This is a genomic window from Leisingera sp. SA32 (genome assembly GCF_056033425.1).
On the sequence record NZ_JBVYHB010000013.1, the window covers coordinates 17,459 to 40,124 of the forward strand.

23 protein-coding genes are annotated in these 22,666 nt (G+C 63.4%); 12 read left to right on the forward strand and 11 right to left on the reverse strand.

The features are described 5' to 3' along the window. Positions 1-138: 138 nt before the first annotated feature. Entirely contained in the window at positions 139-1,239 is a 1,101-nt protein-coding gene (gene hppD / locus AC0IPL_RS16555; protein WP_474275796.1) for a 4-hydroxyphenylpyruvate dioxygenase, read from the reverse strand. Positions 1,240-1,391: 152 nt separating this feature from the next. Between hppD and AC0IPL_RS16560 the strand changes: the two genes are divergently transcribed. The 3 genes from AC0IPL_RS16560 to AC0IPL_RS16570 all read left to right on the forward strand — a co-directional run bounded on the left by AC0IPL_RS16560 (position 1,392) and on the right by AC0IPL_RS16570 (position 5,169). Next, the gene (locus AC0IPL_RS16560; RefSeq protein WP_474275798.1) at positions 1,392-1,847 is read left to right on the forward strand and encodes an Lrp/AsnC family transcriptional regulator; all 456 of its coding nucleotides are present in this window, start codon (positions 1,392-1,394) and stop codon (positions 1,845-1,847) included. Positions 1,848-1,912: 65 nt separating this feature from the next. Then, on the forward strand, positions 1,913-3,133 hold the full coding sequence (locus AC0IPL_RS16565; RefSeq protein WP_474275800.1) for a PAS domain-containing protein: 1,221 nt from the start codon (positions 1,913-1,915) through the stop codon (positions 3,131-3,133). 152 nt (positions 3,134-3,285) lie between these two features. Next, positions 3,286-5,169: a monovalent cation:proton antiporter-2 (CPA2) family protein gene (locus AC0IPL_RS16570; RefSeq protein ID WP_474275802.1), complete on the forward strand. Its 1,884-nt coding sequence runs from the start codon at positions 3,286-3,288 to the stop codon at positions 5,167-5,169. Positions 5,170-5,223: 54 nt separating this feature from the next. Here AC0IPL_RS16570 and cobT read toward each other — a convergent pair whose 3' ends face one another. After that, positions 5,224-6,240, reverse strand: coding sequence for a nicotinate-nucleotide--dimethylbenzimidazole phosphoribosyltransferase (gene cobT, locus AC0IPL_RS16575; RefSeq protein WP_474275805.1), 1,017 nt, complete (start codon positions 6,238-6,240; stop codon positions 5,224-5,226). 103 nt (positions 6,241-6,343) lie between these two features. On the opposite strand from cobT, the gene cobS reads away from it, so the two are divergent. Beyond that, positions 6,344-7,102, forward strand: a complete 759-nt coding sequence (gene cobS / locus AC0IPL_RS16580) for an adenosylcobinamide-GDP ribazoletransferase (RefSeq protein WP_474275807.1) — start codon at positions 6,344-6,346, stop codon at positions 7,100-7,102. A gap of 58 nt (positions 7,103-7,160) precedes the next feature. On the opposite strand, the gene AC0IPL_RS16585 is transcribed toward cobS, so the two are convergent. From AC0IPL_RS16585 to AC0IPL_RS16605, 5 genes are all read right to left on the reverse strand, one after another. Beyond that, positions 7,161-7,670 (reverse strand): CarD family transcriptional regulator, encoded by a 510-nt coding sequence (locus tag AC0IPL_RS16585; RefSeq protein ID WP_474275809.1) that lies wholly within the window; start codon positions 7,668-7,670, stop codon positions 7,161-7,163. 310 nt (positions 7,671-7,980) lie between these two features. Continuing rightward, complete coding sequence (fdxA, locus tag AC0IPL_RS16590) at positions 7,981-8,319, reverse strand: ferredoxin FdxA (protein ID WP_474275812.1); 339 nt, start codon at positions 8,317-8,319, stop codon at positions 7,981-7,983. A 62-nt stretch (positions 8,320-8,381) separates the two neighbouring features. Continuing rightward, positions 8,382-8,756 (reverse strand): RNA-binding S4 domain-containing protein, encoded by a 375-nt coding sequence (locus tag AC0IPL_RS16595; protein ID WP_474275815.1) that lies wholly within the window; start codon positions 8,754-8,756, stop codon positions 8,382-8,384. Positions 8,757-8,763: 7 nt separating this feature from the next. Further along, positions 8,764-11,712 carry a helicase-related protein gene (locus AC0IPL_RS16600; RefSeq protein WP_474275817.1) on the reverse strand — a complete coding sequence of 983 codons (2,949 nt, stop codon included), beginning with the start codon at positions 11,710-11,712 and terminating at the stop codon, positions 8,764-8,766. Positions 11,713-11,738: 26 nt separating this feature from the next. Next, on the reverse strand, positions 11,739-12,335 hold the full coding sequence (locus tag AC0IPL_RS16605; protein WP_474275819.1) for a tetratricopeptide repeat protein: 597 nt from the start codon (positions 12,333-12,335) through the stop codon (positions 11,739-11,741). A 101-nt stretch (positions 12,336-12,436) separates the two neighbouring features. Here AC0IPL_RS16605 and AC0IPL_RS16610 point away from each other — a divergent pair, with 101 nt between their 5' ends. From AC0IPL_RS16610 to AC0IPL_RS16625, 4 genes are all read left to right on the forward strand, one after another. Then, positions 12,437-12,727 carry an SCP2 sterol-binding domain-containing protein gene (locus tag AC0IPL_RS16610; protein ID WP_474275821.1) on the forward strand — a complete coding sequence of 97 codons (291 nt, stop codon included), beginning with the start codon at positions 12,437-12,439 and terminating at the stop codon, positions 12,725-12,727. Beyond that, on the forward strand, positions 12,727-13,689 hold the full coding sequence (locus AC0IPL_RS16615) for an alpha/beta fold hydrolase (protein WP_474275823.1): 963 nt from the start codon (positions 12,727-12,729) through the stop codon (positions 13,687-13,689). The genes AC0IPL_RS16610 and AC0IPL_RS16615 overlap by 1 nt, the downstream gene beginning before the upstream one ends. Positions 13,690-13,827: 138 nt before the next feature. Beyond that, positions 13,828-15,648 (forward strand): M3 family oligoendopeptidase, encoded by a 1,821-nt coding sequence (locus AC0IPL_RS16620; RefSeq protein ID WP_474275825.1) that lies wholly within the window; start codon positions 13,828-13,830, stop codon positions 15,646-15,648. Next, on the forward strand, positions 15,645-15,821 hold the full coding sequence (locus AC0IPL_RS16625; RefSeq protein ID WP_474275827.1) for a hypothetical protein: 177 nt from the start codon (positions 15,645-15,647) through the stop codon (positions 15,819-15,821). Before AC0IPL_RS16620 ends, AC0IPL_RS16625 begins: the two co-directional genes overlap by 4 nt. A 321-nt stretch (positions 15,822-16,142) precedes the next feature. On the opposite strand, the gene AC0IPL_RS16630 is transcribed toward AC0IPL_RS16625, so the two are convergent. The 3 genes from AC0IPL_RS16630 to AC0IPL_RS16640 form a co-directional block, all read right to left on the reverse strand. Beyond that, positions 16,143-16,412: a DksA/TraR family C4-type zinc finger protein gene (locus AC0IPL_RS16630; RefSeq protein ID WP_474275830.1), complete on the reverse strand. Its 270-nt coding sequence runs from the start codon at positions 16,410-16,412 to the stop codon at positions 16,143-16,145. Positions 16,413-17,142: 730 nt separating this feature from the next. Next, entirely contained in the window at positions 17,143-18,039 is an 897-nt protein-coding gene (gene rpoH, locus AC0IPL_RS16635) for an RNA polymerase sigma factor RpoH (RefSeq protein ID WP_474275833.1), read from the reverse strand. A gap of 189 nt (positions 18,040-18,228) precedes the next feature. Then, positions 18,229-19,254, reverse strand: a complete 1,026-nt coding sequence (locus AC0IPL_RS16640) for an RluA family pseudouridine synthase (protein ID WP_474275835.1) — start codon at positions 19,252-19,254, stop codon at positions 18,229-18,231. Between AC0IPL_RS16640 and AC0IPL_RS16645 the strand changes: the two genes are divergently transcribed. Further along, on the forward strand, positions 19,253-19,558 hold the full coding sequence (locus AC0IPL_RS16645) for a DUF6476 family protein (RefSeq protein WP_474275837.1): 306 nt from the start codon (positions 19,253-19,255) through the stop codon (positions 19,556-19,558). The genes AC0IPL_RS16640 and AC0IPL_RS16645 overlap by 2 nt on opposite strands. Positions 19,559-19,809: 251 nt before the next feature. Then, positions 19,810-20,124 (forward strand): hypothetical protein, encoded by a 315-nt coding sequence (locus AC0IPL_RS16650; protein WP_474275839.1) that lies wholly within the window; start codon positions 19,810-19,812, stop codon positions 20,122-20,124. A 90-nt stretch (positions 20,125-20,214) separates the two neighbouring features. Here AC0IPL_RS16650 and AC0IPL_RS16655 read toward each other — a convergent pair whose 3' ends face one another. Then, complete coding sequence (locus tag AC0IPL_RS16655) at positions 20,215-21,105, reverse strand: PRC-barrel domain-containing protein (protein WP_474275840.1); 891 nt, start codon at positions 21,103-21,105, stop codon at positions 20,215-20,217. 285 nt (positions 21,106-21,390) lie between these two features. Here AC0IPL_RS16655 and AC0IPL_RS16660 point away from each other — a divergent pair, with 285 nt between their 5' ends. Both AC0IPL_RS16660 and AC0IPL_RS16665 read left to right on the forward strand, forming a co-directional pair. Beyond that, positions 21,391-21,735 carry a PRC-barrel domain-containing protein gene (locus tag AC0IPL_RS16660; RefSeq protein WP_474275842.1) on the forward strand — a complete coding sequence of 115 codons (345 nt, stop codon included), beginning with the start codon at positions 21,391-21,393 and terminating at the stop codon, positions 21,733-21,735. Positions 21,736-21,854: 119 nt separating this feature from the next. Further along, complete coding sequence (locus tag AC0IPL_RS16665) at positions 21,855-22,370, forward strand: MgtC/SapB family protein (protein WP_474275844.1); 516 nt, start codon at positions 21,855-21,857, stop codon at positions 22,368-22,370. The last annotated feature ends 296 nt before the right edge of the window (positions 22,371-22,666 follow it).

A 22,666-nucleotide genomic window follows, 5' to 3' on the forward strand; every position in this document is an offset into this window, starting at 1 on the left:
GAAAGCGCGCCCGGCACCGTTCAGCGCCCCGGCTGTGCCGCGGATCCTGACGAGACAACAGGCGGCGGCAGCGGCAGCGGAAGTAAAAAGACCGGGCCTGCACTGCAGACCCGGTCCAGTTTTTCTTCGCTTTGCCGGTTATTCGGCGGCTTCGATCTCGCCGTTGTTGATCTGCTCCTGTTCAATGGACTCGAACAGCGCCTTGAAGTTGCCCTCGCCGAAACCATCGTCGCCCTTGCGCTGGATGAACTCAAAGAAGATCGGGCCGATCACGGTTTTCGAGAAGATCTGCAACAGGATCTTGGTCTCGCCACCGTCCACGACACCTTCGCCGTCGATCAGGATGCCGTGTTTCTTCATCCGGTCGATCGGCTCCTCATGGCCGATTACGCGGTCGTGGCTCAGGTCGTAGTAGGCATCCGGGGGGGCCGGCATGAACTTCAGCCCCTTTTCGGCGATTGCATCGGTGCTGGCATAGATGTCATCCGAACCAACCGCGATGTGCTGGATGCCTTCGCCTTTGTATTTGTTCAGATAGGCCACGATCTGGCCGGTTTCGCCGCGGTCCTCGTTGATCGGGATGCGGATGCGACCACAGGGCGAAGTCAACGCGCGGCTCAGCAGGCCGGTGTATTTGCCCTGAATGTCAAAGAAGCGGATTTCCTTGAAGTTGAACAGGTCGCCGTAGAACTTGAACCACTTGTCCATGTTGCCCTTGTAGACGTTGTGGGTCAGGTGATCGAGGTAGAAGAACCCGTCGCCACGCGGCTTGGACTGGGCAGTCCACTCAAATTCCTCGTTATAGGGCGAGGTCTCGTAATACTGGTCGATGAAATAGATCAGCGAGCCGCCGATGCCCTTGATCGCGGGAACGTTCATGGTCTTGCCCGGCCCATCATAGGGTTCCGCGCCCTTGGACACCGCGTGCTCGTAAGCCTTTTGCGCATCCACCACGCGCCAGCCCATTGCCGGGGCGCAGGGGCCGTGCTCGTCGACGAATTTGGCGGCAAAACTGTCCGGATCGGCGTTCAGGATATAGGTCACGTCGCCTTGCTGCCACAGCTCAACCAGCGGCTGGTCCTTGCGGTGACCCACCAGTGCATAACCCATGCGGGTGAACAGATCGCGCAGCTCCTGCGGGTTGGGGCTGGCGAATTCGACGAATTCAAACCCATCGGTGCCAGCCGGGTTTTCCGGGGTGATTACGGATTTCGGGGCATTGTGCGGGAACGGGCCCATGGCATGTCTCCTTTATTGATGTTTGGGGACAGGTGATGTGTCGCATCCAAGATACCGCATTCATCATACGTAATATCCGCATTATGACGCGCCGCGACCTTGATCTATGCGTGAACTTCGCGCACTTTTGAGCGATGATGGAAAAATCTCGCATGCTGGATCCCACTGACACCCGCCTTCTGGCGGCGTTGCAAAAGAACGCACATCTGACCGCCCAGGATCTGAGCGACCTGTTGAACCTGTCGCCCAGCCAGGTCGGGCGACGGCGACAGCGGCTGGAGGCTGAAGGGTACATCCAGGGCTATGCCGCGCAGTTGGATCCGGCCAAGCTGGGGCTGGCGGTGCAGAGTTTCGTACAGGTCCATCTGGGCAGCCACGGCCCGGAACAGTCGCAGGGCTTCGCCCGACTGGTTGCCAACCAGCCGGAGATCACCTCGGCCTGGACGATGACCGGCGAGGCGGATTACCTGCTTCGGGTGTATTGCGCCGATTTGCAGGCGCTGAATGCCCTGATCCACGACATCCTGCTGCCGCATCCGGCGGTGTCGCGGGTGCAAAGCCAGATCGTCATGGCGCAATTAAAACGGGACGCGCCGCTGCCGACTTAACCAACGGGGAAGGATTTCTATGTAGAACAGACCCCAGGCCAACTGCAGCAATAATGGGATATGCCGTGTCTTTTATCGACCGCCGCGTGGAAACGCGTCCAACCAGTGGTGAGGCGCCCTTTGGCCTTCATGAGGTTTTTTTTTCGCGCACGGACAGTCGCGGTGTCATTGAGGCGGGCAACCACGTGTTCCGCCGGGTCGGCGCCTACGACTGGGAAGAGCTGATCGGCGCGCCGCACAAGCTGATCCGCCATCCGGACATGCCCAAGGGCGTTTTCTCGCTGTTCTGGGACACCATCCAGCGCGGCGAGACCATCGGCGCCTATGTCAAGAACAAGGCCAAGGACGGGCTGTACTATTGGGTTTTTGCAGTGGTCGCCCCCTGTGGCGACGGCTATATGTCTGCCCGCATCAAGCCCAGCAGCAAATTGTTCGACGAGGTGCGAACGGTCTACGCCCAGATGCGCAAGCTGGAACAGAACGAAGGTCTGAGCCCGGAAGACAGCGCCAGCTATCTGATGGAGTGGTTGCATGGCCAAGGCTATGAGGATTACGAACAATTTGCCACCCATGCGCTGAGCCAGGAGCTGCTGGCGCGCGACGCCGGGCTTGGCAACGTGCCGCAGCCCCGCATCCAGGAGCTGACGGCCATGCTGCGCAAGGCCGAAGCGCTGGCGGAGGAAACGGACGGGCTGATTTCCGACTTCGATGCCATGCACACGATTCCGCACAACCTGCGGGTGCTGGCGTCACGGATCGAGCCTTCTGGCGGGCCGGTGACGGTGCTGTCCCAGAACTATGGGTCGATGTCCCGGCAGATGTCGGACTGGTTCGGCGCGCATGTGATGGGCGAAAACAGCAACTTCTCCAAGATCAAATCATCCGTCACCGGCAGCCTGTTCATCGAGGGCCTGGCCCGGATCCTGAGCGACTGCGACAGCCAGTTGCAAGAAGAGCGCCGCGGCCTTGGCGAGATTGACATGGAGGCCGAGCGGCGCATTCTTGGTGATCTGGTGCGCTCGCAGGTGGCCAAGGCCAAAGCCAGCATGCGCGAGGTCGATGAAGAATCGGCCCGCATCACCGGGGCCTGCCAGATCATGCACCGGCATTTTCTGGGCCTCAGCTCTACCCGCGTCCTGCTCAAGATCGAAAGCGCGCGACTGACCGCCTCGGGGGAGACACTGGCCGACATCATCGACCAGCTTGGCGGCTTTCAGGAGCGGATTTCACAGCGTCTGGACCGGATCGGCAAGCTGAGCGAAGACATCCGCCAGCCCGACCAGTAACCGGCAACGGGGCTTTCCGCCCCGGCCCACCGGGCAATGCGCGGCGCTGCTGCCCCCCAATCGGGCAGCAGCAGGCGTCCGATCGCCGCAAATCTCGCCGCCGCGCCGCAAGCCCATTGCCAAGCCCCCGGCCCGCTTGTCATACCTGATCCATGGAAGAGTTTTTTTACCAGGCGACAGTATACCTTGCCGCCGCCGTCATCGCGGTGCCGCTGGCGGCACGGCTGGGACTGGGTTCGGTGCTGGGCTACCTGGCGGCGGGCATTGCCATTGGTCCGGTCCTGGGGCTGACCGGGGCCGAGACCGAAGACCTGCGCCATTTTGCCGAGTTCGGCGTGGTGATGATGCTGTTCCTGATCGGGTTGGAACTGGAGCCGCGCGCGCTGTGGGCGATGCGCAACAAGCTGTTGGGCCTGGGCGGATCACAGGTTGCGGCCTCGACGCTGGTGCTGATGGGCGCGGCGATGCTGATGGAGCAGCCCTGGCATGTCAGCCTGGCGATCGGGCTTGCGCTGTCGCTGTCCTCCACCGCCATCGTTTTGCAGACGCTGTCGGAAAAAGGGCTGATGCGAACGGAGGGCGGGCGCGCCGCCTTTTCCGTTTTGCTGACCCAGGATATCGCGGTCATCCCGATTCTGGCCTTTCTGCCGCTGCTGGGCAGCTATGCGATCCCTAAATTTGCCGGTGGCACCCTCGGCCATGACACGGGGGGGCACAGCGGCCATGGGTCGCTGTCGCTGGTGGACGGGCTTCCCGGCTGGGCAGTGGCCCTGGTCACCCTGGCGGCCATCGCCTTCATCATTCTGGCAGGCATCTACCTGACCCGCCCCCTGTTTCGCTTCATCCATGCCTCCAACCTGCGCGAGATGTATACCGCGCTGGCGCTGCTGATCGTGGTGGGCATCTCCTTTGTCATGACTTTGGTCGGGCTGTCGCCCGCACTGGGCGCTTTTCTGGCGGGGGTGGTGCTGGCCAACTCCGAGTTCCGGCACGAGCTGGAAAGCGATCTCAACCCTTTCAAGGGGCTGTTACTGGGGCTGTTTTTCATCACTGTGGGGGCGAGCATCGACTACCGGCAGTTCCTGGCTGATCCCGGCGATCTGATCGGGCTGGCGTTGCTGGTGATTCTGGCCAAGGGGGCCGTGCTGTTTGCGGTTGGCCGTGCCTTCGGCCTGCGGCGGCGGCGGCTGTGGCTGTTCACACTCAGCCTCGGACAGGCGGGGGAGTTCGGCTTTGTGTTGCTGACGTTCTCGACCCAGCTCAACGTTATTCCCGTGGCGTTGTCGGAAAAGCTGCTGCTGGTGATTGCCCTGTCGATGCTGATCACGCCGCTGCTGTTCATCGCCTATGACCTCTTGTCCAAACGCATGGGCGAGGCCCGGCAGGAGTTTGTACCGGACGAGATCGACGAAGAAGGCCCGGTCATCATCGCGGGCATCGGCCGCTTTGGTCAGATCGTCAACCGGCTGGTGCAGGCCAGCGGCTTCAAGACCGTGGTGCTGGATCACGACATGGAGGCGGTGCAGCTGATGCGCCGTTTCGGGGTCAAGAGCTTTCTGGGCGACCCCACCCGGCCAGAGCTTCTGAAAGCGGCAGGCATCGCCAAGGCCAAGGTATTCGTGGTGGCGCTTGATGACCCGGAGGGCGTGGTGAAGATGGTGTCCTACATCCGGCGCAATTACCCGGAGCTGCACATCATTGCCCGCGCCAAGGACCGAAACCATGTCTATGAGCTGTACCAGGCCGGCGCCGATGACATCGTGCGCGAGATGTTCGACAGTTCGGTGCGCGCCGGGCGCTATGTGCTCGAGAACGTTGGCCTTAGCGAATATGAGGCCGCGCAGGCGGCGCAGACCTTCTATGCCCACGACCGCCAGAACCTGCGCGATCTGGCGCAGCACTGGATCCCCGGCGTGCCCGCCAGCCAGAACCCGGCCTATATCGAACGGGCACAGGAGCTGGAGAAAGCCATTGAGAGCGCCATTTTTGAGATGGCCGAACGGCGGCGCAAGAAATCGTCCGAGGCTGCCGAATGACGAAGCCCCGGTCGCAGGGCCGGGGCTTTCAGGTTTTCAAGGTCGCAGACCAGCTCAGCCGTCGCTGACGCCGGCCTCGGCAAAGGTCGCCATGCCGCTGTGGCAGGCGATCGCCCCCTTCAGGATCTGGATCGCCAGCGCCGCTCCCGAGGCCTCGCCCAGACGCAGCCCCAGCGACAGCAGCGGCTGTTTGCCAAGTTTCGCCAGCAGGTCGGGATGTGCACTCTCGGCGCTCTCATGTCCTGCCAGCGCGTGATCCAGCGCGCCGTCCGCGGTCTGCGCCAGGCAGGCCGCCGCGGCACAGCAGATGAACCCGTCGAGGATCACCGGAATGCGCAGCACCCGTGCTGCGGCAATCGCCCCCGCCATGGCGGCGATCTCGCGCCCACCGAGGCAGGCCAGCGCGTCCAGACCATCGCGGATGGCGTCCTGGTGGCGGGCAATGCCCTCAGCCACGACACGTGTTTTGGTGGCCAGACCCGCGTCATCCACTCCGGTGCCGCGCCCGGTCCAGTCCGCGGCGTCACCGCCAAACAACGCGCAGGCCAGTGCCGCGGCGGGGGTGGTATTGCCGATGCCCATCTCGCCCACCACCAACAAATCGGCCTGCGGGTCCACGGCAGTCCAGCCACATTGCAGCGCCGCCAGAAGATCATCCTGGCTCAGCGCCGGGGCTAGGGTGAAGTCGGCAGTGGGGCGGTCCAGCTCCAGCGCGTGGACATCCATCCGCGCGCCCGCCAGTTTGGCCAGCTGGTTGATCGCCGCGCCGCCGTGTTCAAAGTTCAGCACCATCTGCGCGGTCACCTCCGGCGGGAAGGCGGAGACGCCCTGCGCCGTCACCCCGTGGTTGCCGGCAAAGACGATCACCTGCGGGGCGGCGATGTCGGGCCGGTCACTGCCGCGCCAGCCGCCATACCAAATCGCCAGATCCTCCAGCCGCCCCAACGCGCCCGGCGGCTTGGTCAGCTGGCCGTTGCGCGCCGTGGCACCGGACAGGGCGGTTTTATCTTGGGCGGGTGCAGCGGCGAGGGCCGCGCGGAAATCATCCAGAGTGGTAAGCTGTGGCAGCATCGGTAAAGCCTCGTTGCATCTGATGCGTCTGACGCGGATAAAGCGGTTGGCAATCTGTTTAACCTCTGGCCGCCGTGCCGCAAGCCCTGCAACAGGCCCGATCATGCGAAAAAACGACATCCAGGCAAAAGACATCCTGCTGGCGCTGGTGCTGCTGACGCGGCTGCCGCTGCCGCATCTGCCCGCGGTGGCGTTCCAGCGTCAGGCACGGGCCGTCTGGGCCTTCCCGTTGGCGGGACTGGCGGTAGCCCTGCCCGCGGCCCTTTTGGCGGCGCTGGCGCTGGCCTGGGACCTGCCGGCCGCCGTGGCGGCGGGGCTGGCATTGGCAGTGCAGGTTATGCTGACCGGCGCCATGCATGAGGATGGGCTGGCCGACACGGCGGACGGGTTGTGGGGCGGCTTCGACCGCGTCCGGCGGCTGGAGATCATGAAAGACAGCCACATCGGCGCCTATGGGGTAATCGCCCTGATCCTGAGCTTCGGGCTGCGCTGGAGCGCGCTGGCCGTGCTGCTTGAGACCGCGGGCGTCTGGCCGCTGCTGGCATTGGCGATGCTGAGCCGCGCGGTGATGCCCGCGCTGATGGCCGCCCTGCCCCATGCGCGCGCAAGCGGCCTGTCGCAATCCGTTGGCCGTCCGCGCGCGCTGCCCTGCTTCGTTGGTGCAGGATTGGCGATGGTGTTGGCCATGCCGGTTATCGGAGCAGCCGCCGTTCCCGTGTTTCTGGCCATGGCCGCAAGTGCCGCAGGGCTCGCCAAGCTGGCGCGGATCAAGATCGGCGGCCAGACAGGCGATATTCTGGGTGCAGCACAGCAGGTTGCGGAACTTGCGGGGCTTTTGACGCTGCTGGTGGTGCTGACCTGACCCCACAAAAAAGGCCGCGCCAGTTCAGGCACGGCCCCGGTCATCACGTTGCGTCGGCCTAGGCGGCGCGAGAGGTCAGAACCTCGTCCACCTGCTTGGCGGCGGCGATTTCATCATTCCCGGACACGGCGGCGACTTCGCGGGTCAGCCGCTCCAGTGCGGCTTCATAAAGCTGGCGCTCGGAATAGCTCTGCTCGCGCTGGTCGTCCGTGCGGTGCAGGTCGCGCACCACCTCGGCGATAGAGATCAGGTCGCCGGAGTTGATCTTTTGCTCATACTCCTGGGCGCGGCGCGACCACATGGCGCGTTTCACCTTGGCCTTGCCCTTGAGGGTCTTCATCGCCTGCGCAATCACGTCCGGCGAGCTGAGCGAGCGCATGCCCACCTCGGTTGCCTTGTTGGTCGGCACCCGCAGGGTCATCTTGTCCTTCTCAAAGGTAATCACGAAAAGCTCCAGCGAAAAGCCGGCCACTTCCTGCTCCTCGATCGAGATGATCTGGCCTACGCCATGCGCCGGATACACCACGTATTCGTTGGGGCGGAATTCGAGCTTCTTCGATTTGGTCATCCAGGTCTTCCTCACTCATCGCCGGGCGGCACCGGCATTGACGCGAAACACCGTCCGGCACCGGATGGAGGATTCCAACCAGCCCAACGGGCGCTATCCGCAGAAATTCCGCCCGGAATGCGCATGTTGCAGGTACGCGCTGGAGCGGAGTTCGGTTTGTTTATGTCTACTGAGATGCATTGTAACACAAAAATGGCCCGCCCGAAAGACGGGCCGGCATCTGCAAATTGTCATTCACATCTGCCAGCGGCGCAAAGCTGCCGGTTTGAGACGCGGGGCCACCCGTGCGCCATTGCAGACGCGCGGGGTCTCAGCCGCCTTCGCCGGGCGCTTCGGAGAAGTATTTCTCCAGCTTGCCCTCTTCGCCGTCGCGTTCCTCGTGGCCCGGAAGGGGGTCTTTCTTGGAGACGATCACGGGCCAGAGCTCGGCATATTTGCGGTTGAATTCAACCCATTGATCCATGTCCGGCTCGGTGTCGGGGCGGATTGCGTCGGCTGGGCATTCCGGTTCACAGACGCCGCAGTCGATACATTCGTCGGGGTGGATCACCAGCGTGTTCTCGCCCTCGTAAAAGCAGTCCACCGGGCATACCTCGACGCAGTCGGTGTATTTGCAGGCGATGCAGTTATCCGTCACGACATAGGTCATAATACCGAGTCCCGTTTTCCGTTTGCGCCTAGCTAATCCAGACAGGCCGGGGCTTCAAGACGTCAAAGCGTATCGCGCCTGCGAGTAAGATCAAGCGCCCTGCGGGCCTTTTTGTCCGGCCGGCCCTTTCCCTCGAACTTTGGGTTTGCAGGAATTTTTTCCTGTTTTTCCGTCATATCGACGTACAGCCCCTGGGCCTCAGGGGCCGGACCGCGGCGCTCGCCGATGGCTGCGACGCGCACCACCCGGATCACGCGCCCTTGCGCAAAGGTCAGAACGTCGCCCGAGACGACGTTCTGAGCCGGTTTCAAGACCTTGGCCCCGTTGAGGCGCACGTGCCCCGCAGCGACCTGTTTGGCGGCCAGGCTGCGGGTCTTGAAGAACCGCGCATGCCACAGCCACTTGTCGATGCGGGTCTTCGGCGCGCCCTCGGCCATGGCGGGATCAGTCGCCCCGTTTCAGACCCATCAGTGCCGCGGCAAAGGGGTTGTCCGGGTCGATCTGCTTTTCCTTCTTGGCAGGACGCGCGGAGTAGGTCTTGGCGCCCTTGTCCTGGCGCGGACCGCCCTTGCGGCCCGGTTTGCCGCGGCCACCCTCGCGCTCGCCGCCCTTGGCGCCGCGCGGCTTGCCCTTGCCACCACCGGGCTTGCCCTCGCCGCCCTGCTGGCGCCGACCCTGCTGGCGCTGGCCGCCCCGATTGCCGCCCCAGGTGAAAGTGTAGAACACCTCCAGCTCCGGCTGGTCCAGGGTAGCATCAGCCGCCTCCCCCACCGGGGTTTCATCCGCGGCGGTTTCCGCAACCGGTGTCTCGGCGACCAGCTCGGCCGGTTCTTCGACGACCGGTGCGACGCCTGCGTCCTCGATCGCCTCGGTGCCAGCGGGCACGTCCGCGGGCGCGGTCTCTGCGCCCTCGTCCGGGGATGCCGCGGGGGTGGTCTCCACCGCGGCGGCGGCGTCCATCACCGGTTGATCTTCGGAGGGGGTGCCGGTTTCCGTGACCACGGCGTCGACGGGTTTCACCTTCTGGCGCTCGCCCTTCTCGGCCTTGTAGCCCAGCCCCTGCATCAGGTCGGCGAATTGCTCCAGCGTCATGCCGGTGATCGACAGCATGTCGGCCTTGGCCTCAAAGCCGCCGCGGCTATCTTCGGCGCGCAGCATGTCGGCGAGGCGCTCCAGCATGTCGATGCGGATCATCCGCTCACCTGCAGCGCGATAGCCGGCCATGGTGTCCTGCCCTTCCGGCGCGTCCTTGACCGCAGGCACGGTCACCAGACCCGGCGGCGGCGCTTCCGGGAAGTCCTGCAAGCCATTGGCCAGCGACCACAGCACCAGGCGCAGACGGGTCGGCGCGGGCTTCAGCAACAGCGGCATGAAGATGGTGAACTGACCAAAGCGAATGCCGTGCTTGCGCAGCGCACCCCGGGCGTCCTGATCCAGGTCCTTGACCTCCTGGGCCACCTGCGCGCGCGGCAGTACACCGAGGTTTTCCACCATGCGGAAGGCAAAGCCGCGGGCCAGGCCGGTCAGCTCTTCGTCTTTTTGCAGGTTCAGCAGCGGCTCAAACAGCGCGCTGATCTTGCGGCTGATGAAATGCAGCAGGCGGCGTTCGACCTTCTGGGCCACCTCCGCCCCGGCGGTGTCATCAACAAACACCTCGATCTGCGGGTTCAGCGGGTCGGGGCCGGCAACCAGCTTGCCCACCGCATGTTCGCCCCACATCAGGCCGCCCTGTTCGGTAAAATCAATTTCGGTATCGGGCGCATTGTAGAACCGATCCGCACGCAGATGGAATTGCGGCGCCAGAGCTTGCAGAGAGGCCGCTTTCAAGGCTTTCGCCTCAGCGCCCTGCTGACCCTTGTCCGGGCTGAACCGGAATCCTTCCAGACGGCCGACGAATTCGCCCTCGACCATCACTTCACCCTTGTCATTCACTTCGGCCAAAAGGGCCTCCTTCTGTTTGAGCCGGCGCAAGAGCACGGATGTGCGCCGGTCCACAAATCGCTGAGTCAGGCGCTCGTGCAGCGCGTCTGACAACCTGTCTTCTACAGCGCGCGTCTCGCCGCGCCAATGGCTTTCGTCACGCAGCCAGCCGTTTCGCTGCGCCACATAGGTCCACGTGCGGATAAACGCCAGCCGCTTGGACAATGTGTCGATGTTTCCGTCGGTGCGGTCAATCCGCTTGATCTGGCGGGCCATCCAGTCGTCCGGAACCACGCCGCCACCGTGCAGATGCTCAAAGATAACGCCCAGCAGCGAAGAATGTTCCGCGTGACTGATGCCGCGGAAATCCGGGATCCGGCAGACATCCCACAGCAGTCGCACCGACGGGGCGTTGGTGGTGCGGGCGATGATTCCGGGTTCGCGGGACAACATTTTCAACGCGCCGAGGTCATCGGCCTCGCGCGCCTTCAGAAGATGTTGGTTATCAGGACTTGATTCGAGTGAGTTGATGAGCGCCTCAACGGTGCCGAACTGCAGATCGGCGGAGCGCCAGTTCAACTTTTTCAACGGCGTGAACTGGTGGTTCATGATCGCCTGTGCGGTGCCCTCGTCCAGCGGTCGCGCGTCCCCCGTGACACCAAAGGTGCCATGGCTCATCCCGCGGCCGGCGCGACCCGCGATCTGGGCCAGCTCATTGGGCGCAAGCTCGCGCATCCGGCGGCCGTCGAATTTGCTGGTCGAGGAAAACGCCACGTGGTCGATGTCGAGATTGAGCCCCATGCCAATGGCATCGGTGGCCACCAGGTAGTCGACCTCGCCGTTTTGATACAGCTCCACCTGGGCGTTGCGGGTGCGCGGCGACAACGCGCCCATCACCACCGCCGCTCCGCCTTTCTGGCGGCGGATCAGCTCTGCGATGGCATAGACATTATCGACAGAAAAGCCGACGATCGCGGTGCGTGGCGGCATCCGGCTTATCTTTTTCGAACCTGCGTAGACCAGATCGGACATCCGCTCGCGGCGATGGAATTCCACCCCCGGCACCAGCGCCGAAATCGGCCCGCGCATGGTGTCGGCGCCCAGGAACAGGGTTTCATGGGTGCCGCGGGCGCGCAGCAGACGGTTGGTAAAAACGTGGCCGCGCTCCGGATCGGCGCAGAGCTGGATCTCGTCGATGGCCAGAAAATCGCAGCCCATGCCTTCCGGCATCGCCTCGACCGTGCAGATCCAGTATTGCGCGCGCGGTGGTACGATGCGTTCCTCGCCGGTGACCAGCGCCACAACCGAAGGGCCGCGCGCCGCCACCACCTTGTCGTAGACCTCGCGCGCCAGCAGGCGCAGCGGAAAGCCCATCACCCCGGTGCGGTGGCCCAGCATCCGTTCGATGGCGTAATGGGTCTTGCCGGTGTTGGTCGGGCCAAGAACGGCGACGATCCGCGATGTGTTTGACATGTATTTCGCCCCCGCCCCAGCGGCGCTCAGAGTTCCCGGCCCTCGACCAGGGGGGCCAATCGGTCAAGGGCGCTGCTTACTTCCTCATGGTGCGGATGTATAGACTTGGCGCGCTGATAGGCGGCAAATGCGCGATCCGGCATGCGGAACTGCTCAAACACCGTGCCCAAAGCGTAGATTGCGTTATAATCCATAGGGTTGAGTGCCAGTGCCCGTTCCAAGTCCGCCACCGCCGGACCGTAGCGCCCCAATAGGTGAAAGACCCGGGCGCGTTCGTACCAGCCGCGGGCAAAGCCCGGCGCGTGATCGGTGAGCGCGGTAAGATGCTCTGTCGCGGCGCGCAGGTCACCCCGTTCTGCTGCGTCACGGCCGCGCCGCAGCAGCAAATCCATCGCGGCAGAGCCGCTGCGCGACCACAGCGCCTGCAGTTCGCGGTCGATGGCGGCGGTTTCAGACGGTGCGGCCAGTGCGAGATCTTTCAGCAGCACCTCCGCCGTCAGCGCGGGCGGCGGCCGCTCGTCGGCTGCGGAACTGTCCGCCCACACGGCAGCGGGCGGAAAAAACGCGATCGCAGTTGCCGTTGCCGCCACGATAGCTTTGAGGTTTGGGAAATTTGTCAGCATGATGCCCCCAGTGTAATCCCGCGCGCGGCATATTCCAGTATTGGATGCACAAGCCTCACAGCTTTGTGCTATAAGCGCGCCAAACAGACCGAGGACAGAAGATGAGCGTTACTCTTGAGCAGGCGGCAGAGGCCCTGAACCAGAAGCTGGACGCGGGCGAGTTCGACTCCACCGCCAAGTTCCAGATCGAAGACCTGGGCGCGATCATGCTGGACGGCACCGGCGCCCGCGTTGGCGACGAAGAAGCCGAGGTTACCATGACCGCCGATGCCGACACCTTTCAGTCGATCCTCGATGGCGATTTGAACCCGACCGCCGCTTTCATGTCCGGCAAGCTGACCATCGACGGCGACATGGGCACAGCGATGAAACTGGCCTCGGCGCTGGCCTGATGGACGGCGCCCCGGTGGATCTTCCGCCCGCCCCCCTGTTCGCCGACATCGCGCAGGGGCCGGCGGATGGCGTGGCCCATTGGGTGCAGACCGCTGACGGGCTGCGGATCCGCGCAGCCCTTTGGCGCCCCGAACACACCGCACGGGGGACAGTGCTGCTGTTTCCCGGCCGCACCGAATATATCGAGAAATACGGGCTGACCGCCGCGGCCCTGGCGCAGCGCGGCTATGCGACGCTGACCGTGGACTGGCGCGGCCAAGGGCTGTCGGCGCGGCTGCTGGCGGATCGGCGGTTGGGCCATGTGGTCCGCTTTGCCGATTACCAGCTGGACGTGGATGCGCTGGCGAGGCTGGCCGACCAGCTGGACGCGCCGGGGCCGCGGTTCTTGGTCGGACATTCGATGGGCGGCGCGATCGGGCTGCGCGCGCTGATGCAGGGGCTCCAGGTCAGCGCCTGCTGTTTTACCGGGCCGATGTGGGGCATCCAGATACCGCCGCTGCTCCGCCCCGCCGTCAGCCTGCTGGGCCGCGCAGCTCCGCTTTTGCGCCTGGACGGGATGCTGATGCCCACCACCGCGCCGGAACAATATGTGCAGGTCACCCCGTTCGAGGGCAACGCGCTGACTGGCGACGCGCAGATGTACCAGCTGATGGCCGATCAGCTGACGGCGCAGCCCGATCTGGCGCTTGGCGGCCCCACCGTGGGCTGGCTGCGCGAGGGTTTGCGCGAATGCGCCGAACTGGCGCAGCGCCCCTCGCCCGATCTGCCCTGCACCACCTTTCTAGGCTCCGAGGAGCAGATCGTCAGCGCCACCGCCATCCGCCACCGCATGGACCGCTGGCCCGGCGGCGACCTGGAACTGGTCCACAAGGGCCGCCATGAGGTGCTGATGGAAACGCCTGACATCCGCACCCAAGTGATGGCGCGCATCTGCGATCTGTTCGATCAGCACGGCGGCTGATCCACCGGCGACGGGGGCGTCTCTGTCGGCGGCCTGCGGTTTCCCGGCCCGTCTGCGCCGGTCTGGTCGCGGCTGCTTGTGATCCCGCGACACGCCGCATAGATGTTGTGCAGCACATATCTTTTGACAGGAGCCCGCATGTTCCAGCTTCCCTTCCCCGTACGCGACGCAAACGCCTCAGCCGGGTCCGATGGCCTCGGCAATCTGCCGGAGTGGGATCTCAGCGATCTTTACACCTCGGACGAGGCCCCCGAGCTGGTCCGCGACCTTGACTGGCTGGAGCAGGAATGCGCCGCCTTTGCCGCCGACTACGAGGGCAAGCTGGCGGAACTCGATGCCGATGGCCTGCTGACCTGCGTTCAGCGCAACGAGAAGATCAACAACATCGCCGGGCGCATCATGTCTTATGCGGGCCTGCGCTACTACCAGCTGACCACCGATGCCGACCGTGCGGCGTTTCTGTCCAATTGTCAGGAAAAGGTGACCATCTCCACCACCCCGCTGGTGTTCTTCACGCTGGAGCTGAACCGCATCGAGGACAGCGTGATGGACGCCCATCTGGCCGCCAACGCCGAGCTTGCACGCTATGGCAGCGTGTTCCGCCGCATCCGGGCGATGAAGCCCTATCAGCTGTCGGATGAGCTGGAGCGGTTCATGCATGATCTGGGCATCGTTGGTGACGCCTGGGAAAAGCTGTTTGACGAGACCATCGCCGGCCTCACCTTCACCGTCGATGGCGAGGATCTGGGCATCGAAGGCACATTGAACCTGCTGACCGAGCAGGACCGCAGCAAACGCGAGGCCGCCGCCCGCGAACTGGCGCGTGTCTTTGCCGACAACATCAAGACCTTTGCCCGGGTGCACAACACGCAGGCCAAGGAGAAGGAAATCATCGACCGCTGGCGCGGCATGCCCAGCCCGCAGACCGGCCGCCACCTGTCCAACGATGTGGAGCCCGAGGTGGTCGAGGCGCTGCGCGAGGCCGTGGTCGCCGCCTACCCCAAGATCAGCCACCGCTATTATGAGCTGAAGCGCAAATGGCTGGGGCTGGACGTGATGCAGGTCTGGGACCGCAACGCGCCGCTGCCGCTGGAAGACAGCCGCACCGTCAGCTGGGATGAGGCCGAGCAGATCGTGATGGAGGCCTACAGCGCCTTTGATCCGCGCATGGGCGCGCTGGCAGCGCCGTTCTTCTCCAAGGGCTGGATCGACGCGGGCGTGAAACCCGGCAAGGCCCCCGGCGCCTTTGCCCACCCCACCGTCACCAATGTGCACCCTTACGTGATGCTCAACTATCTGGGCAAGCCGCGCGACGTGATGACGCTGGCGCATGAGCTGGGTCACGGCGTGCATCAGGTGCTGGCGGCGGAACAGGGTGAAATGCTGTCCTCCACCCCGCTGACGTTGGCGGAAACCGCGTCTGTGTTTGGCGAGATGCTGACCTTCCGCAAGATGCTGGAGAAGGCCGAGTCCAAGACGCAGCGCAAGGTGCTGCTGGCGGGCAAGGTCGAGGACATGATCAACACGGTGGTGCGTCAGATTGCGTTTTATGACTTTGAATGCAAACTGCACGCCGCCCGCACCGAGGGCGAGCTGACCCCAGATGACATCAACGCCATCTGGATGTCGGTGCAGGCGGAATCGCTGGGTGAGGCGTTCGAGTATATGGACGGCTATGAGACCTTCTGGGCCTACATCCCGCATTTCGTGCATTCGCCCTTCTACGTCTACGCCTATGCTTTTGGCGATGGCCTCGTGAACGCCCTGTACTCTGTCTATGAGAGCGGCGCGGAGGGTTTTGAGGACAAGTACTTCGACATGCTCAAGGCAGGCGGCTCCAAACACCACAAGGAGCTTCTGGCGCCCTTTGGTCTGGATGCCACCGATCCGAAATTCTGGGACAAGGGCCTGTCGATGATTTCTGGCTTCATCGATGAACTGGAAGCGATGGAAGAGTGAGGACCCTTCGCCTGCGCCCGGTCGAGGTTGATGAATGTGATCTGGTTGGCCACATTCAGGTGCAAGCCGACCAGATCCGGTTTTCCGGAACCGTGGCGCAGGCCTTTACAGAAAACGAGGACGGCGTCGAATTCCATGCCATCCTCGACGATAGCCGCGCCGCTGGTTTTTAAGGTCGACCGACTGAGTCGCGACAGCACGACTTTGCCCGCCGCGATGCGTTCGACCTGCGCGCCTTTGCGATTGACCGCAACGCCCAGTGTCGCGGCATCGCCACCGCGGTGGTGGCAGCGCTGCCTGCCTATCGGGCCGATCAATACCCCAATCGCAGCGCCGTGGTGTTAACGGTCAACCTGCAAGTTCCCACTGCCAACCGCCTTTAACTGAAGGGCGGTTTCACCAACTTCCGCAGCATTTTTCCGCACGGCAATGCCGACCTCCAGCATATCCTGCGACAGACGTTCAGCCGCGGCCAACTGCCAAGTGCCCCCGCCTTACTTCAGCTGACTGTCCTTGGACCCGCGCCGGTTGATGCCGCCGCGGGCCTTTTGCGCGCCGTCGCGCTCTTGCTGGCAGTCGATGCACAGCTTGACGCCGGGCAGCGCCAGACGACGTTTTTCCGGAATGGCTTCCTCGCATTCGGCGCAGTGGGTCAGGCTTTCGCCCACCGGGCGCTTCTGTGCCTTCAGCCGCGCCAGCTCGTCGCTGATCGAGGCTTCGATCTGTTCACTCACGGCACCGTCCTGTGCCCATCCTCCAGCCATGGCGCGCCCTCCCAATAGGATTGGACCAGCTTAGCGCCTGGGCCTCGCTGTTACCAGCCGGACCGCTAGGGTCGGACCTCTGCAAACTTTACTCGCGCTGACAGCTATTTAGGCTCGCCATCGCGCGGTCAACATAATTCCCGATTCTTTCGCTTGGCGATAAAGCCCGAGTAAAACTGTCAACTTATTGATTCTAAACACTTTTTAGATTGACCCAGCGCACGCCAGCACCTACACAGGTTACAGAGATTGCAAGCAAGCCAGAATCATCAGGCCGCACGCAGCCAGCTCTCCAGCCATCCTTCGGGACAGCCAGATCGCCGGCGACGCCAGCCACCGGATTGACTTCAGCCAGCCACGCATCCTCGGCGGAAAACGCCAGCCTTTTGCCAGCCTAACCGCTTGCGACACCTGCCAGCCTACGCGCCAGCCCAGTTTGCCAGCATTCGCGTCCACACGTTCGCCAGCACAATCTTCCAGCCAACCCAAAAGCAGCGTCGCCAATCGCTGCCAGTTTTGACGGCCAGCTGTCGCCAGCCCCATCCCGCCACGCACCCAGGCCCAAGGCCAGGCCCGCGCCAGACCGGACCCATGCGCCAGCACCCGCCCGCCAAACATCAGACCCGCCAGCCCCGCGCCATCCGACTCCGTCGGACAAGGCCCGTGCCAGCAACGAAAAAAGGCGGTGCCGTCGGGCACCGCCTTTCACACTTTAAATCAGCTCTAGAGCTCAGGCGCTGGTCAGCATACCCTTGTCCGAGGCCAGTTCGCGCATTTTCTTTTGCAGCTTTTCAAACGCCCGCACCTCGATCTGGCGGATGCGCTCGCGGCTGACATTGTACTGACCGCTCAGCTCTTCCAGCGTGACCGCCTGATCCATCAGGCGACGCTGGGTCAGAATGTCCTTCTCACGGTCGTTCAGCACGTCCAAGGCAGCCGACAGCAGCTCGCGCCGCGCCTCCAGCTCGTCCCGCGCTTCATAATCGCTGGCCTGGTCGGCGTCTTCGTCTTCCAGCCAGTCCTGCCATTGCATCGTGCCCTCGCCCTCAGAGCCGACGGTGGCGTTCAGCGAGGCGTCGCCCCCGGACATCCGCCGGTTCATCGAGATCACCTCGTCCTCGGTCACGCCGAGATCCGTGGCAATGCGCTTGACGTTTTCGGGGCGCAGGTCCCCGTCTTCCAGCGCCCCGATGCGGGCCTTGGCCTTACGCAGGTTGAAGAACAGCTTCTTCTGCGCCGAGGTGGTTCCCAACTTCACCAATGACCAGGACCGCAGGATGTATTCTTGGATCGAGGCGCGAATCCACCACATCGCATAGGTCGCCAGACGGAACCCCTTTTCCGGATCAAAGCGTTTCACTGCCTGCATCAAGCCCACGTTGGCCTCAGAGATCACTTCAGCCTGCGGCAGACCATAGCCGCGATAGCCCATGGCGATTTTGGCCGCCAATCGCAGATGCGAGGTCACCATCTTATGCGCCGCCGTCGCATCCTGCTCTTCGACCCAGCGCTTGGCCAGCATGTATTCTTCCTCGGGCTCCAGCAGCGGAAACTTCCGGATCTCCTGGAGATACCGATTCAGGCCGCCTTCGGGTGTCGGGGCAGGCAGGTTTGCGTAATTCGCCATTTTTGGTGTCCCTCCCTAATGTATAAGGACTTAACATTAGCGCATATGGGGCAGCGCCAAATCCTTTTCAAGGACCACGTGAGACACGGCCTACCCTACCGGGTGTTCCGGCGTCTGTGAAATGTATCACAGGCGTTTACACGAAGATGCTACAGGGATAACGCGCAATTGCACGCCTGTGTTCCCACTTTATGTGCGCAGCGCCTCCAACAGTGCGGACATGTCCGGCGGCAACGGCGCTTCGAAGCGCAGGGCGGTGCCCGTAACCGGGTGGTCAAACCCCAGAACGGCGGCATGCAGCGCCTGACGTGGGAATGCGCGCACCGCCGCCTGGGCGGTCTCTCCCAGCGCCTTGGCGGCCAGCTTGCGCCGTCCGCCATAGGTGGGGTCCCCAATCAGCCCGTGGCCGGCATGTGCCATATGCACCCGGATCTGATGAGTGCGGCCGGTCTCCAGCCAGCATTCTACCAGTGCCGCCACCGGCGGGGTGCCAAAGCTCTCGCAGATCCGCGCCCGTGTCACCGCATGGCGCCCACCCTGAAACAGCACCGCCTGACGCTGGCGGTCGGTTTTGTGACGCGCCAGCTGGGTGGTCAGCTTGAGGATATTGCCCGCCTCGAAACTGGCGCCCCGCACGCCGCGCAAGCGCGGGTCGCTGGCATCCGGCACGCCATAGCACACGGCCTGGTAATAGCGCTCCACCGTGTGTTTCTCGAACTGTACAGCCAGCCCCTGATGCGCCGCGTCGGATTTAGCGACCACCAGCAATCCACTGGTTTCCTTGTCGATCCTGTGGACGATGCCGGGACGTTTGACGCCCCCCACCCCAGACAGCGCGCCACCAAAGTGATGCAGCAAAGCGTTGACCAGCGTGCCCGAGGGTGAGCCCGGCGCCGGATGCACCACCATGCCCGCGGGCTTATTGATGACGATCAGGTCATCATCTTCGAAAATGATCTCCAGCGGGATGTCTTCGGGGCCGATGTGACTGTCCTCGGCTTCCTCGACCTCAATCACCACCTGCGCACCGGACGCGACCCGCGCTTTGGCGTCTTGGATCACCGCGCCGTCCACTGTCAGTGCACCAGCTTCGATCAGCCGCGCCAGACGGGTGCGCGACAGGGAGGCCTGCTCTGGCACATCGCGCGAAACCGCTTTATCAAGCCGCTTAGGCGGGTTTTCCGCGATGACAAATTCAATCCGGCGGCTGCCCATGACTGATCCTTCCGAGACCGAAATCCAACAGGAGCCCCCGCAGATCCGATTCCTGCGGCGGCTGGTGACCACGTTGACCGTGGCGATGATTGGCGGGGTTCTAGTGATTATCGCGCTGCTTGTCATCCGCCTACAAGCAAAGGAAGTGCCGTTGCCTGCGGAAATCACGCTGCCTGCAGGCGTCACGGCTGACGCCGTTACCCTTGGCCGTGACTGGATCGCGGTGATCAGCGGCGATGACCGGATCCTGATCTTTGACCGCAAAACCGGTGCGCTGCGCCAAGAGGTCCAAATCAACCACTGACCCGCCCCCCCTGTCGGCGTCTTAGGCAGCATTTCGCCGCATCCACGAAAGAAAGCTGCGCTGTGTTTGTCTAGTAAGACATTTTAACTAATGTGGAGGCCGTACGAGTAAGAGGGTTCCCTGTTTTGTTTACCAGTATCCGGTCGCATATCGCGCCGTACCGTACGCATGTCCAGCGGCCCGCACAGACCGGGATACAGACGGCCCCTGCGTCTGTTTGGCTGGCGGCACCTTTTGTTTTCGCCCTCACCATGACGTTGGCCCCGCCGCCCGCCGCGGCCCAAGGTGCCGGGGTGGCGCTGGAGGCAGCCAAGCAAATGCAGGTCTGCGGCAGCGGCACGGCCGTCGCGGCCAATTACCTGCCGGATGGCTCGCTCCGGGTGTCCTGCCGCGCCGCTTCCACCAGCCAAGTCGCGCAGGCCGGGACCGGCGGCCTGCCGGCTACCGGGCTGTCAGCCGGGTTGGCGGCCGGGATTGCTGCCGGACTGCTGGTTCTGGCGGTGATTGCCAACGACGAGGACACCACAGGCACCACCACGACCTCTACCACAGGCACGGGCAACTGATTCTGCGGCCCAGCCGCCACCGCGTCCACGGTCAAAAAGAAAACGAGCCGGGAAAACCCGGCTCGTTCTTACCCAGACGCTCTGGAAGTATCAGTCTTCAAATTCCGGCATCTTTTCCAGCTGCTCCTCGGTGACGTCGATGAAGACGCGCAGGTCGCCGACATCGCCCGACTGTTTCAAGGTCAGCGAGTCAAAGCCGACTTTGACCGGCTTCTCGCCAATGCCCAGGAAACCGCCAACGTCGATCACGGCATCCGTCACGCGGCCATCGCTGTCCACGATCAGGTTGGAGACTTCACCGATCCAGTCGTTCCGGGCATCGTAGACCGCGGCACCCGTCAGGGTCTCCGCCTTCAGGTCATCGACGATCACGGTCTGGTAGCCGTCCAGTTCCATTTCGGGGGCGGCGGGGTAGCCATCGACCGGCCGTTCGGCATCCGTCATCCCGGTGTCCGTAATCCCGGCGTCAGTACCCAGCGTTGCGGTCTGATCCATCGGCTGTTCGCTGTCGTTCATGTCACCGGTTTTCGCCATCTCGGACATGTCGCCATGGTCCTGGAACGCGGGGGCATTTTCAAGCGCTGCGCGGTTTGCGCTAAACACCACGAAATACTCATCCGGGGCGTCACCGTCGGAGACGAGGTTCAGACGATCCATCTGGACCGCAACGGTTTTCTCACCGACCCCAAGGAAGCCACCGATATCCACCAGGATGGAGTCCAGCTTGCCATCGCGGCTCAGCAGCACGTCACTGATCTCACCGATGTCTTCCCAATCGGCGCCAGCGTCATTCATGGTGGTTTCGGTCACGTCGCTTTCGGAGACATACACCCGCGCGCCGATGAATTCGGACGCGTGGATTTGATTCTCGGCGGGCATGTCACGGAAGGTATCGGTCCAGTCGGCGGTGTTCTCGCCTTCTGCGGCCAGAGGGGTGGCCAGCAGTGCAGCCAGAGCGGTGGTTGTCAGAATGCGTTTCATAATCGTCCTCCTTTGAGGTCATGTTCGGCGCCCGCAGCGCCTGTACCGTGACAACCGCCGCCTGACCGGAAAGTTCCCGCAGAACGCAATTTTCTGGCCCCCTGACGCACATATCCGATCCGATGCACAGGGTGGAAAAACAGGGCGTTATAATGTGCGGCCCTCCACGGCATGGGGCGGGTACTGGCGCGCAAGCGCCAAGGCGCTTTGTTGCCGATGCTATGCCGCGTCGGAACTTGCGCTGCACGCTGTTCGTTGGGCCGCTGTCGAAAGGAGGAACGTATCATGTCTATCAGCACTCTCGTATCATCCGCAGACGTGACCGGCACCGAGGTCTACGGCCAGGACGGTGCCCACATCGGGTCGATCGATCACCTGATGATCGACAAGCAGTCCGGCAAGGTCGCCTACGCGGTCATGGGGTTCGGCGGTTTTCTGGGTCTCGGCGAGGATCACCATCCCGTGCCCTGGAGCAAGCTCAACTACGACCCCGAAAAGAACGGCTTTGTCACCGACATCAAGGAAGAAGAGGTGAAAGGCGCCCCGGCCCGGCATGACGGCTGGTACGCAGACCGCGACTGGGAACGCCAGATGCACGACCACTACCGGGTGCCGGTGTACTGGCTCTGACGGCCCGAAAAAACCACGCCGCTGCCCTGACCCGGCGCTGCGGCCCAGGCGCCCGCGCGGAACCTATAACCCGCGTGGGCGTTTGATTGTCAGAACACAGGCAGCGCATCGGAGTTCTCGTGGATATCACATTCGCCGACATCACCACCCCCATGGAAATGCATTGGACCGTTTGGCTGGCCCGACTGGTTGCCGCCCTGGTCTTGTGCGGTGTGATCGGGTTTGAGCGGGAAATCGGCAAACGCCCGGCCGGGTTGCGGACCCATATGCTCACCGGTCTGGCAGCGGCGCTCTACACGTTGGTGATGTTGCATATGACCACGACCAGCGTCTTCGACGCCGACAAGGTGCAGACAGATCCCATCCGCGTTATCGAGGCCGTGACCCAAGGCGTCGCCTTCCTGGCCGCCGGTCTGGTGGTGTTTTCGCAAGGCAACGTGCTGGGGCTGAAGACCGGTGCGACGATGTGGTTGTGCGCCGCCATAGGGGTCTGCTGTGCACTGGGTCTGTTGCCGCTCGCGGCCACCGCCACCGCAACCGCGGTGATTACCGTGGTGGTGATCCGCTTTGCCGAAAAAAAAGCCGACACGCATTCCGAAAGCCACGCGTCGCACGATGACGAAAGCGCGGACTGACCGGAACAGCGCGCCGCAACGGGAACCAAACCGCCTTCTGCGCGTTTCTCATGGTGGACCAACCTGCAAGGAAGCGGGGAAGCTTTTTCGGATGCAGCGGCAGATTGGCCGGGGCCGGTGGCAAAGCGGTCCGGCCCCAAACCGGGGCACCTGCGACCGGGCCTGTGTGGGCCGCAATTAGAACACTTGAAGAGACAACTTGGTGATACAGTCATACAAACCGCCCGCGCTGTGGCCGACAGTGGCACAGCAGGCGGGCCGCAGGACGGCGCAACCGACCGGCCGCGCAGCCGTCT

Coding starts and splice junctions, on each gene's coding strand:
- hppD (WP_474275796.1), bottom strand. CDS start 1,239: ATGGGCCCGTTCCCGCACAATGCCCCGAAATCCGTAATCACCCCGGAA.
- AC0IPL_RS16560 (WP_474275798.1), top strand. CDS start 1,392: ATGCTGGATCCCACTGACACCCGCCTTCTGGCGGCGTTGCAAAAGAAC.
- AC0IPL_RS16570 (WP_474275802.1), top strand. CDS start 3,286: ATGGAAGAGTTTTTTTACCAGGCGACAGTATACCTTGCCGCCGCCGTC.
- cobT (WP_474275805.1), bottom strand. CDS start 6,240: ATGCTGCCACAGCTTACCACTCTGGATGATTTCCGCGCGGCCCTCGCC.
- cobS (WP_474275807.1), top strand. CDS start 6,344: ATGCGAAAAAACGACATCCAGGCAAAAGACATCCTGCTGGCGCTGGTG.
- AC0IPL_RS16585 (WP_474275809.1), bottom strand. CDS start 7,670: ATGACCAAATCGAAGAAGCTCGAATTCCGCCCCAACGAATACGTGGTG.
- fdxA (WP_474275812.1), bottom strand. CDS start 8,319: ATGACCTATGTCGTGACGGATAACTGCATCGCCTGCAAATACACCGAC.
- AC0IPL_RS16595 (WP_474275815.1), bottom strand. CDS start 8,756: ATGGCCGAGGGCGCGCCGAAGACCCGCATCGACAAGTGGCTGTGGCAT.
- AC0IPL_RS16600 (WP_474275817.1), bottom strand. CDS start 11,712: ATGTCAAACACATCGCGGATCGTCGCCGTTCTTGGCCCGACCAACACC.
- AC0IPL_RS16605 (WP_474275819.1), bottom strand. CDS start 12,335: ATGCTGACAAATTTCCCAAACCTCAAAGCTATCGTGGCGGCAACGGCA.
- AC0IPL_RS16610 (WP_474275821.1), top strand. CDS start 12,437: ATGAGCGTTACTCTTGAGCAGGCGGCAGAGGCCCTGAACCAGAAGCTG.
- AC0IPL_RS16615 (WP_474275823.1), top strand. CDS start 12,727: ATGGACGGCGCCCCGGTGGATCTTCCGCCCGCCCCCCTGTTCGCCGAC.
- AC0IPL_RS16620 (WP_474275825.1), top strand. CDS start 13,828: ATGTTCCAGCTTCCCTTCCCCGTACGCGACGCAAACGCCTCAGCCGGG.
- AC0IPL_RS16630 (WP_474275830.1), bottom strand. CDS start 16,412: ATGGCTGGAGGATGGGCACAGGACGGTGCCGTGAGTGAACAGATCGAA.
- rpoH (WP_474275833.1), bottom strand. CDS start 18,039: ATGGCGAATTACGCAAACCTGCCTGCCCCGACACCCGAAGGCGGCCTG.
- AC0IPL_RS16645 (WP_474275837.1), top strand. CDS start 19,253: ATGACTGATCCTTCCGAGACCGAAATCCAACAGGAGCCCCCGCAGATC.
- AC0IPL_RS16640 (WP_474275835.1), bottom strand. CDS start 19,254: ATGGGCAGCCGCCGGATTGAATTTGTCATCGCGGAAAACCCGCCTAAG.
- AC0IPL_RS16650 (WP_474275839.1), top strand. CDS start 19,810: ATGACGTTGGCCCCGCCGCCCGCCGCGGCCCAAGGTGCCGGGGTGGCG.
- AC0IPL_RS16655 (WP_474275840.1), bottom strand. CDS start 21,105: ATGAAACGCATTCTGACAACCACCGCTCTGGCTGCACTGCTGGCCACC.
- AC0IPL_RS16660 (WP_474275842.1), top strand. CDS start 21,391: ATGTCTATCAGCACTCTCGTATCATCCGCAGACGTGACCGGCACCGAG.